The 9,876-nt window shown below is 59.2% G+C and carries 13 protein-coding genes; 8 read left to right on the top strand and 5 right to left on the bottom strand.

Going from position 1 to position 9,876, the window contains the following annotated elements; translation table 11 throughout:
* Positions 1–108 precede the first annotated feature (108 nt).
* Positions 109–1,431, top strand: a complete 1,323-nt coding sequence (locus tag IQ241_RS21350) for a gluconeogenesis factor YvcK family protein (RefSeq protein WP_228021942.1) — start codon at positions 109–111, stop codon at positions 1,429–1,431.
* 36 nt (positions 1,432–1,467) lie between these two features.
* Here IQ241_RS21350 and IQ241_RS21355 read toward each other — a convergent pair whose 3' ends face one another.
* The 4 genes from IQ241_RS21355 to IQ241_RS21370 form a co-directional block, all read right to left on the bottom strand.
* Positions 1,468–1,719 carry a hypothetical protein gene (locus IQ241_RS21355; protein WP_193911136.1) on the bottom strand — a complete coding sequence of 84 codons (252 nt, stop codon included), beginning with the start codon at positions 1,717–1,719 and terminating at the stop codon, positions 1,468–1,470.
* Between the two features lie 128 nt (positions 1,720–1,847).
* The gene (locus IQ241_RS21360; RefSeq protein ID WP_193911139.1) at positions 1,848–2,042 is read right to left on the bottom strand and encodes a hypothetical protein; all 195 of its coding nucleotides are present in this window, start codon (positions 2,040–2,042) and stop codon (positions 1,848–1,850) included.
* Positions 2,043–2,365: 323 nt separating this feature from the next.
* Entirely contained in the window at positions 2,366–2,785 is a 420-nt protein-coding gene (locus tag IQ241_RS21365; RefSeq protein ID WP_193911141.1) for a tetratricopeptide repeat protein, read from the bottom strand.
* A gap of 3 nt (positions 2,786–2,788) precedes the next feature.
* Positions 2,789–3,154: a HesB/IscA family protein gene (locus tag IQ241_RS21370; RefSeq protein WP_193911143.1), complete on the bottom strand. Its 366-nt coding sequence runs from the start codon at positions 3,152–3,154 to the stop codon at positions 2,789–2,791.
* 267 nt (positions 3,155–3,421) lie between these two features.
* On the opposite strand from IQ241_RS21370, the gene IQ241_RS21375 reads away from it, so the two are divergent.
* From IQ241_RS21375 to IQ241_RS21395, 5 genes are all read left to right on the top strand, one after another.
* On the top strand, positions 3,422–5,086 hold the full coding sequence (locus IQ241_RS21375) for a DUF6930 domain-containing protein (RefSeq protein ID WP_193911145.1): 1,665 nt from the start codon (positions 3,422–3,424) through the stop codon (positions 5,084–5,086).
* Complete coding sequence (locus IQ241_RS21380; RefSeq protein ID WP_193911147.1) at positions 5,087–5,428, top strand: hypothetical protein; 342 nt, start codon at positions 5,087–5,089, stop codon at positions 5,426–5,428.
* Between the two features lie 3 nt (positions 5,429–5,431).
* The gene (locus IQ241_RS21385) at positions 5,432–5,767 is read left to right on the top strand and encodes a YtxH domain-containing protein (protein WP_193911149.1); all 336 of its coding nucleotides are present in this window, start codon (positions 5,432–5,434) and stop codon (positions 5,765–5,767) included.
* 3 nt (positions 5,768–5,770) lie between these two features.
* Complete coding sequence (locus IQ241_RS21390; RefSeq protein WP_193911151.1) at positions 5,771–6,301, top strand: DUF948 domain-containing protein; 531 nt, start codon at positions 5,771–5,773, stop codon at positions 6,299–6,301.
* A gap of 81 nt (positions 6,302–6,382) precedes the next feature.
* On the top strand, positions 6,383–7,198 hold the full coding sequence (locus tag IQ241_RS21395) for a TPM domain-containing protein (protein WP_193911153.1): 816 nt from the start codon (positions 6,383–6,385) through the stop codon (positions 7,196–7,198).
* 16 nt (positions 7,199–7,214) lie between these two features.
* Here IQ241_RS21395 and pgeF read toward each other — a convergent pair whose 3' ends face one another.
* Positions 7,215–8,015 (bottom strand): peptidoglycan editing factor PgeF, encoded by an 801-nt coding sequence (gene pgeF / locus IQ241_RS21400; protein ID WP_193911155.1) that lies wholly within the window; start codon positions 8,013–8,015, stop codon positions 7,215–7,217.
* A gap of 201 nt (positions 8,016–8,216) precedes the next feature.
* Between pgeF and IQ241_RS21405 the strand changes: the two genes are divergently transcribed.
* A complete protein-coding gene (locus IQ241_RS21405) occupies positions 8,217–8,669 on the top strand; it encodes a hypothetical protein (protein ID WP_193911157.1) in 453 nt (150 codons plus the stop codon).
* A 55-nt stretch (positions 8,670–8,724) separates the two neighbouring features.
* Positions 8,725–9,876, top strand: a 1,152-nt coding sequence (gene thiO, locus IQ241_RS21410) for a glycine oxidase ThiO (RefSeq protein ID WP_193911159.1), incomplete at its 3' end; no start/stop codon positions are given.

Here is a 9,876-nt window from a genome sequence, read left to right on the forward strand (position 1 = left end):
TCAGGCTGCGGCTGCTTTTGCTGTACTATTGGCTGACCTGCAAATCTCATGCTTTTAGGTCCCGAGGTGATTGGCAAGCTCCGACACACCTTCCATGCCTATCGAAAGATGCTCTTCTCACCCTCGCGGCGCCAGCGCTGGCTGAGATGGCTGACGCCTGGGCTGCTGGTCAAGCGATGGCTGCTGTTGAGTACGCTGGGCGTGCTCACAGTGGGATTAGGGCTGATGGTCTGGCTGAAGCTGACGCCGGTCTTTTATACGGTGCGGTTTGTCGGCAATCTGCTCAATCTCTTTACCCAGCTCGTGCCCTCTTACATCAGCGGGCCGCTGGCCATCTTGATTGGCGTTCTGCTGATCGTCTGGGGGCAGACGCGCACCCTGGGGGCGGTGACGGAGGTGTTGCTACCCGTCAGCAGTGAAGACAACCTGTGGGATGCGATCGCGACCCATCGCCGCCTCAATCGCGGCCCTCGGATTGTGGTGATTGGCGGTGGGACGGGGCTTTCGACCCTGCTGCGGGGGCTGAAGCACTACAGCGCCAATATTACCGCCGTGGTCACCGTGGCCGATGACGGCGGGTCATCTGGGCGGCTGCGGCGCGAGATGGGCGGCCTGCCGCCGGGCGATATTCGCAACTGTCTAGCGGCCCTGGCCGACGAGGAAAAGCTACTGACGGAGCTGTTTCAGTATCGGTTTATGACCGGCAGCGGGCTCAGCGGCCACAGCTTTGGCAATCTGTTTCTATCGGCGATGAACGAGATTACCGGCGACTGGGAGCAGGCGATCGCGGCGAGCTCTCAGGTGCTGGCCGTACGCGGTCGGGTGCTGCCCTCGACCCTCAGCGACGTCAGCCTTTGGGCCGAGCTCAGCGATGGCCGCCTGATCGAAGGCGAGTCCAATATCGCCAGGGCTCGCGGCCAGATTGTCGGTATTGGTTGCCGGCCGGCCCAGCCGCCGGCCCTGCCCCAGGTGCTAGAGGCGATTGAAGCGGCGGACTATATTATTATTGGCCCCGGTAGCCTCTATACCAGTATCATTCCTAACCTGCTAGTGCCGGAAATTGTAGATGCGATCGCGGCTCGCCATGTCCCCCGCATCTATATCTGCAATATCATGACTGAGCCCGGTGAAACCCAGGGTTTTCAGGTGTCTGACCATATCCGCGCTATCGACCGGGCCTGCGGGCGGCCGCTGTTTGACGCCGTCCTGGTCCAAAAAAATCCCCCTTCGGCGGCGGCAATTCATCAGTATCGCCGCGAAGGTGCTGACTATGTTCATTTCGACCGCGAAACGGTCCTGGCTGCGGGCCGTCGCATCATCATCGCCAACGTCATGACCGAAGACGCCCACACGGGCGTCGTTCGTCACGACCCGACCCGGCTCGCCAAAATTCTGGTGCGCTGGTATGAGCGCATTCATCGAACCTGGTAGTTAGCTAAGCCGAGGAGCAGGCCGAACGGGGAGCAGCTACTTGGATTCTGCCGCGGAGAGCTTTCTCGCCATCCAGCTGATTACGCCGCTGGCGATTGCGCCCGCCATCAAAATTCCAATGGCGGGCATAAATAGGGGTTCCCAAAGCCGGTACCAGAGGTCAAAGCCCAGATTAATCTTCAGGCTGCGCCCGATTAGCGCCGTGGCAAACCAGAGAAAGCTGGCCAGGACAAAGAAAAGGTTGAGCATCAGGGCCGTATTCAACCCGTTGAGGAAGCGATCTTTCACGAGTGAGCGACTGAGGGGTGTTAAATATTCTATGTCAAAAGTTAAGGGGCGAAAAGTAAGGGCCGCCCTAACTCAGAAGGACAGCCCTTATTTTTTAGTTTCAGACCGCTAAACTTCAGGCAGCTTGCTTAGACGGCCTGGGTGCCATCGAGCTGAGACGCAAGCAAGTTATCGGGATCGACATAATGACAAACCGCATCGTCAATGCAAATTAATGCCCAACCAGACTTATCAATCTCAACAAAGGTATAGTCTGCCTGCTGCACAAAGCTGCCTTTGTGGTTGCGAGTCTCTGGCTTAACGCCTACATTACGAATGTCCATAGTTTGACTCCCGAAAAAGTAAAGAGCGAAGTGAAAGCTGGAATGAAAACTAAAAGTTATTGCCAACTTCACTAAATCTTATCAGTCATCTCGGGGATCGCTCATTAAGTTATCTGATCAATTGTTTCAAGGCCATTTAATGGCTTCGGACTGGCCCAGAGCGCTGATGCTCTGGGCAAATGGGGTCAAAAGGAAATTGCTGAAATCAATCGTCGTTCGGCTATTTTTGGGCTTTTGTTACAAGCCGTGATGAATAACTGTAAATTGCCTGATCTCGACCGGGGATCACAATCGTTCTCTCTACCCCTTAAAGAATCGGGATTTCAGCGGCCGAATAGCCAATCCCGGACGCGGATCAGCCCTTTCCAATCGGGCTTTCGACTTAATCCTTCTTCAAGGTTGGTCTTAACCTCATTGCGCAGCTCTTCGACCGCTTGGATCATCTGACTGACCCGCTCAATCTGCTCCCGAACGCCGCTTTTACCGCTGTCTAGCATCGCGATCGCGAGGTTGACCCGGGCCTGGGGATCTTGAGGATTGAGCTTGACCGCCTTTTGGGCGGCTTTGAAGCCGGCATTGGGCCTGTCATCGAGCAGATAGAGCCAGGCCAAGCAGGTACGGGCGGCACTATTCTTCGGGGCCTGGGTGCAGATCTCTTTGAATACCGGAATCAGCGTCTCAGCCGCCTCGCCATCTTTATAGCGCTGAAGGCCTTCGTCAAACTGAGTATCGATGGTTGGCATGGATTAGGCTCCGAAGGATTTACCACAGCCGCAGGTCTGGCTGGCATTGGGATTAGTAAACTGAAACCCGCCGCCGATCAGCGCGTCGCTGTAGTCGAGCATGAGGCCATAGAGGTAGAGCAGGCTTTTGCGATCGCAGACCACCTTGAAGCCGTCATAGTCATAGACCTCATCCTGCTCAGAAATCCGGCTGGGGTCTTCAAAATCCATCATGTAAGACATGCCGGAGCAGCCGCCCTGCCGAACGCCGACGCGTAAGCAGAGGTCGCTGCCCTGCTTTTCTCGTAGCGCCATGACGTGTTTGAGAGCCGCTTCTGACATGAGGATGCCTTTTTTGGGCTGGGTTGCCTGGGGGGTTGCCTGTGCCATAGAAATTACCCGCGCTAGTTTTGCTGTAGGGATTGGATGGCTCTAGTTTAGCGCAGCTGTTCCAGCTCCCCAGCCGCTTAAAAGGAAAAACCGGGTTGCCAAAAACCGAGTCGCCGTTGACCCGGGCCGGGGAAGTGGTTTAATAATTCCGCGATACTTCACCCGGTTGCTGCGGGGAGGCGATATTTTATTAGTAGACCATCGGCCGACCTCGCCAGCGTCCTCCCAGATCCGCAGCCCGCTGTCTGTTCCGAACTATAGCGTCCTATGAGCCAACTCAGCCCGTTTACCTGTCGTCGCCTCAATCAGCTTCCCAAACTCATGAGCGTTTGGGAGGGCGATCGGCGGCGGCTGACGGCCGAGCTGGATGCGCCGATGGCGCTTGGAGAGCTTGGCGAGGAGGGACCTGAGCAAGGGGACTGTATCCTCTGGGTAGACGGTACCCAGGGCGTGGTGCGAGCGCTGAGTATGGTGCCAGCCGAGACCGGCCCCGAAGCGATGGTGAGGGCGCTGGTGCAGGCGATTGAGCGGCCGCAGAGCGGCGTGGAACCGGCTCGGCCGCGTAAGATTGTGGTGCGCGATCGCGAAATCCAGTTTTTTCTGAGAGGGGCGCTACAAAACCTGGATATCGACATTGAGTATGTTGCCCGCCTGCCGCTCGTAGACGATATTCTTGACAGCCTACAGATTGACCTACCCGAGAGCGACCTGCCCGCCGTCTACGCCCCCGCTCTGGTCAAAACTGCCGAAGCCATCTGGCGGGATGCGCCCTGGGAGTTTCTCAGCGAGCAAGAAATTCTGGCGGTTGAGCTCAACTGCTGGGAGATCGAAACCCTCTATATTTCAGTGCTGGGGATGGCCGGAGTCGAGTATGGCCTGCTGCTGTACCGTTCCCTCAACTCGCTAAAGCAGTTTCGTCGGGACGTCCTCAGCCGTCCTGACGCCTCCCCCAAAGAGATGCAGCAGGTTTTTCTAGAGCAGGACTGCCTGTTCATCAACTTTGAGCCGATTGAGGCTGGCCTACAACCCCCCCAGCTCGGCGCAGTCGCGACTGCCCCCAACTTGGCCGTAAGCTATGACTTTGGCAGCCTGCATCCTTTAGAAGGCATGCGCTCGGATCTGGCCGATGAAGAAGCCGCGACGTTCATCGTGGCCCTAGAGGCGCTGCATCGATTTTTCACCAAACACCACAGTCGGCTGCAAAAATTCGCCCTAGAGTCGATTGAGAGTCGTTTCCGAATTCCCAATCCGATGCCTGACAGCAGCACAACGCTCACGGTCAAGGTGCGTACTCTGCCCGACATTGCCGCTGAGCTGATTCAGGAGACAGATGCCTTCGTTGACCTAGCCGACCCAGCCGGGCTACCGCCCCTACAGGATGACTGCATTCCCGAGGGGTCCATCATTGTGCTGACCCAGCACAGTCTCAGCCAGCTGGCTGAGCTGCGGGCTGCTTCGCGGGTTTACTATCAGGCCCTCAGCCCGTCGCCGCAGGGGGGTCAGTCCGCCAGTCCAGCGGCTAGTCCTTGGCCCGTCCTGCTCGTTCAAACCACGCGGCCTAAAGCCCAGCTGCTGGTCCAGCAGCTTCGGGATCTCGGGGGAGTCGAGGCGTTCTGCTTTAACCCCGGCAGCGATCCGATTAGTGGTAGTTTTTTTCAGGTGGGGCTGCTGCAGACCGGAGACGGCAGCTTTCATCTCGTTCATGAGTACGAAAAAGGCGACCCCACAGACGAGCGCGCGCTGGCGCTCTGGGCCAAGGCCGAAGTGAAAAGTCAGGGCTGCTGCGCCATTGTGATTGCTGCGGGGAGTTCGGGCATTCACCGCGGCCGGCCCCGGTTGCGAGATATCATGGCGCTGTTCGAAGCTCGAGTGAAAGCACCCCACGAGCTTGACCTTGAGCCGCTGGTGCTGCGCTATGCCGCGGACTGGTAAATGAGTCTGGCCCAAGTTGCCTTAGTTTTAGCCGGAAACGGGTTGTTAGCTGGGCTCTGCTTAGGGTTGGCTTTCAGAGTCTGGCGGCTGCGCTGGGACCTGGCCGAAACCACCCGTCAGCTCGACCAGTGGTACGACATGGCTGCTCTATCCCTCAGTCAGACGAGCTACCAGCTCAAGCAAGAGCAGCTTCAAGCCCTGATCTGGCAGCAAAAATATGGCCGACTGAAGCGTGGATATCAGCAAACCCGTCAGCTTCTCGCTTTAATAGGGTTAGTTCAAAGGCTGCTTCTGTATCGAGCAGCGATTTCGGCGAAGTCCCCCCATAGAACTAGGAGATAGGCAATGGCTGAGCATAAATCGTCAGGGTTTCTCGGCGGCGTCGTGATGGGTGCTGCGATTGGCGCTGTGACGGGGCTGCTGCTAGCGCCCCGCTCGGGCCGAGAGACCCGTCGAATTTTGAAAAAATCAGCCGATGCGCTGCCAGAGCTCGCCGAAGACCTGTCGGCGAGTCTCCAGATTCAGGCCGACCGGTTCTCTGAGACCACCCTGCGCAACTGGGAGCAGACGCTGCTGCGACTGCGCGAAGCGATCGCGGCGGGGCAGGCCGCCAGCCGACGCGAGTATGAACATTTGCAGCAGCGTCCCGAGCCGCCGGTAGCGGCGCCATTGGACGAGTAGGCTGTGAGCGATCCGCTATTTTGGCTGGGGCTATCGCTGCTGCTGGTTGCCGTTAGCCTAATGGCGCTGCTGGTAACGGCGATCCCGGCGATGCGTGAGCTGGCGCGGGCCGCTCGCAGTGCCGAAAAGCTCTGCGACCTGCTCAGCCGCGAACTGCCAGAAACGCTGGAAGCGATTCGCCAAACGGGGGGAGAAGTGTCTGAGCTGAGCACGGAATTGGCCAATGGCCTACAGAGCGCTAGCCAGCTGGTGGAGCAGGTTGATCGGGGGATGGTGCAGGCACGACAGCAGGCACGGCAGGCCCAGGTGACCAGCCGCAGCCTCTGGGCCGGGACTCGGGCAGCCCTGAAAGTATTCATGGGCCGCCCGCCGCGCCGTCGCCGCCCACCCACCCGCCGCCCGCCGCTCGATGCAGCGATTTCCCGTCGCCCCGCAGCTGGCCCGTCCGCCGATCCGGCTGAAGCACCGCCCATCCTCCAGCCAGACCGGCCCCAGCCAGCCAGGTCAGATTCAGCTGATTCACGACCCGAGTAGGGGTGCCAAAGTATTATTATTAAAATCAGGTAAACAACTGTAAACAAAACGTCGGGGGCTTGCTTAGTACAAGCCATAAACATGCGCTTCATCAATCTGTTCTTAGGTCGAGCGGCTCGGTATTGGCTAGCGGGCTGTCTAGCAGTAGGCATATGGGCGATCGCGTCGCCGGCTCAGGCCTTTGACAATCCCGAGCTGCTGCCCGATGAGCCCACTGTGGTGGTTGACCTCGCCCGGATTTTGACCAGCGCCCAGGAAGACTACCTAAACCAGCACCTACCCGAGTTTGAGTCGGAGACCGGCTGGAAGCTAAGAGTCCTGACTCAGTTTGACCAGACGCCCGGCAGAGCGGTGAAAGACTTTTGGGGACTGGATGATAAAAGCGTCATGGTGGTGGCTGACCCCCGCGGCGGCAACCTGCTGAGCTTTAGCGTCGGCGATGCGGTTTTTCCGCTGCTGCCGCGCACGTTTTGGATTGAGCTTCAGACCCGGTTTGGCAATCAGTTTTTCGTCCGGGAATATGGCGAAGATGGGTCTGTTCTAAAGTCCCTATCGGCCTTAGAGACCTGCCTCAGCCGGGGCGGCTGTGCCGTGGTACCCGGCCTGCCGCGCGAGCAGTGGATTCTGACGCTGATCACGTCGGTTTTGGGTGGCGTCATCTGCGGCTTTGCGGCCCATCCGCGCCGGGCGGGTCAGGTGGTTGCCTGGCAGTGGGTACTGATTTTTTCGCCACTCTGGGGAATTTTGTTTATCGCCTTTGGCCTCGGCCCGGTGGTCACCCGGACACCCGATCTGCTGCCGGTCATCCGCAATGTCGCGGGTTTTGCGATTGGTGCCCTAGTTGCTTTCCTGACGCCCGCCTTTGGCCCGCCGCCGACAAATGAAGAACTGCCTTAGCTGGGCTAACGCTAGGCTAACGGCTGACGATCCCCGACCACTGCACCTGTCGCTCGCCGGTGCGGCGGTAGGAAAAGAAATGCTCGGGCTGCTGATAGGTACAGTAGGGCGCGATCGCGATCTGCTCGGGCAAAATACCGGCTTGAATGGCCTGCATTTGATTAATCCGACGGACATCTAGCCGCACTCGCCCCGGCTCAGGATCGTCTAAAACGGGCGAATTTTGGGCCTGACGCAGCCGCGCCATGACGGTTTCAGCTGGGGCATTGGCCGAGCCTGACATTACGGTTTTGCCCACCGCGATCGCGACCTCCTGTTCCACTTGGTAGACATCGCCCGAAATCGCCGGACCAACTGCCATCCGCAAATCCTGCACCCGGCTGCCCCGGGCCTGGAGCTTTGAGATTGCGGTGGGCACAATGTTCTGAGCCGTCCCCCGCCAGCCAGCGTGGATAGCCACAACTTGCCCCGTTGCCCGATCTCCAATCAGCACAGGCGTACAGTCTGCCGTACAGACCCACATGGCCTGGCCGGGCTGTTCGCTGAGCAACCCGTCCGCCGGAGGCCGCTCGGAACGGGACTCATTCCCTCCCGCTGGCTCTACGACTGGGAGCTTAATATCCGACGAGGTGAGGATTGTACTGCCGTGGACCTGCCGGACCCGATAGCTGACCGCGCGGGCAGAGAGCGCCTGCGTCAGGGCAGCGGGCAGCTCAGGATACCACTGCCGGGTAAAAAAACCGTGAGGCCAAGAGTCGAGCAGGCTACAGGTGAGAAAAGGCTTACCTTGCCAGCTTTGCCAAGTCCAGGTATGCATGGGCAGGCTAGGGGCTGAGGAGATGCAATGGGGTTATTCCACTAGTCCATACTCTAGCCCCTTCAGCCTGATTCTGGCTCAATTCTGGCCCAGCGCCTGAAAAATAGTCACTGTGGAGGAGCCCACCCGCCCGCTGCCGGGGTATTTTGGACGAGTGGTGTTCGCAAGCGTAAGGGAATTGGCATGTGGCGGGATCGGGCAATGGCAAATTTTACCAATAAATATGTGGTCGGCGGCGTCATATTTGGCATCCTGCTGCTAGTGATCTACGGCGCGAGGGCCTCAAACCGGTTTGCGGGCTGGGTCGATGGCGACGAGGTGCGGACGGCTGAGTCGGGTTCGGGCCGGTTTGTCTCCAGTGATTCCAGTCAAAGTGCTGGTCGCAGTGCTGATGGAGAGACCCGCATAGTGCAGCAGCCGAGTGCCGATCTATCCCCGCTAGAGCAGGCCGGAGAGCTCCCCCAGCGACAGACTTCCCAAGTACAGACGGCTGACAGCAGCGACAATTTTACCGATACGACCGTTCCCACACTGGCCCAAGATTCTACCAATCTCAGCAACCAGCCCGACGCGAGTGAAGTCAACGACGCTGCCGATACCCTGGAACCTGAACCGGCGGCTACCCCTCAGCCCGCCGTCCGAGCCCTGTGGTAAGTCCGCCGGGCTTTGGCCTAAGCTAGAAGTCTAGGCAGTTGTTGACCGGGGTGGTATGAATCTGGCAGAAATACTGGTGATCGGGGGAGGCGTGATCGGACTTGCGATCGCGACCGAACTGCGGCTGCAAGGTGCCCAGGTCACCCTCCTCAGCCGCGATTTTCAGGCCGCTGCTGGCCAGGCGGCGGCGGGTATGCTGGCCCCCCGTGCCGAGGGACTAGCGCCTGGCCCCATGCTGGAGCTCTGTCTGCGCAGCTTAGCCCTCTACCCCGACTGGGTTAGCAAGATCGAAGCGGTTTCTGGCCAGACGACCGGCTACTGGCCCTGCGGCATTCTTGCCCCTGTATTGACGCTTACGGCTGGACAAGCGCCTTCTGAAAGCCAGGCGGCTCAGGTACCGCTATCCGGTACGGCCATTCACCACTATCAGCCTGGGCTGAATCCCGCCGTCAAAGGCGGCTGGTTCTATCCCGAAGAAGGTCAGGTGGATAGCCGAGCCTTGCTTCAGGCTCTGCGGACGGCTGCTCAAGAGCTAGGTGTTGATATTCAGGAAGGCGTTGCTGTTGAAGCGCTGATCCAACGGCAGCAGAAAATCGCTAGCCTGCGTACCAGCGCCGGTGAATTTCAGGCCGAGCACTACGTTTTAGCGACAGGAGCCTGGTCGAGTCAGCTGCTGCCGCTGCCAGTCTTTCCTTGCAAAGGTCAGATGCTGGCGCTACGGACGCCCGATGCTAGCGCTCAGCTCACCCTACACCGCGTTCTCTTCGGTGAAGAAATCTACATTGTGCCCCGGCAGGATGGCCGTATCGTCCTGGGCGCAACCACCGAGGATGTTGGTTTCAGCCCCCATAACACCGCTGCCGGTATCGCCCAGCTGCTCAACGCCGCCATCCGCCTCTATCCTCCCCTCCAAGCCTATCCTTTGCAGGAATGCTGGTGGGGCTATCGACCCACCACGCCCGATCAGCTGCCTATCCTCGGTCCCGGCCCCTGCACCAACCTCACCCTGGCCACCGGTCACCACCGCAACGGCATCCTCCTCGCCCCGATCACCGCCAAACTGATCACCCAGTCCATTCAGCACCAGCCCGATCCGCTCCTTCAGCCCTTCAGCTACGACCGCTTCCACTCCTCTGACCCCTCTACCCCTGACCCCACAACCTTCCTGGGCAGGCAGGGAAACCCTGCCCCTACACTTCATCCCACC

Origin of the sequence: Vasconcelosia minhoensis LEGE 07310 (assembly GCF_015207255.1) — a bacterium.
GTDB lineage: Bacteria > Cyanobacteriota > Cyanobacteriia > Phormidesmidales > Phormidesmidaceae > Vasconcelosia > Vasconcelosia minhoensis.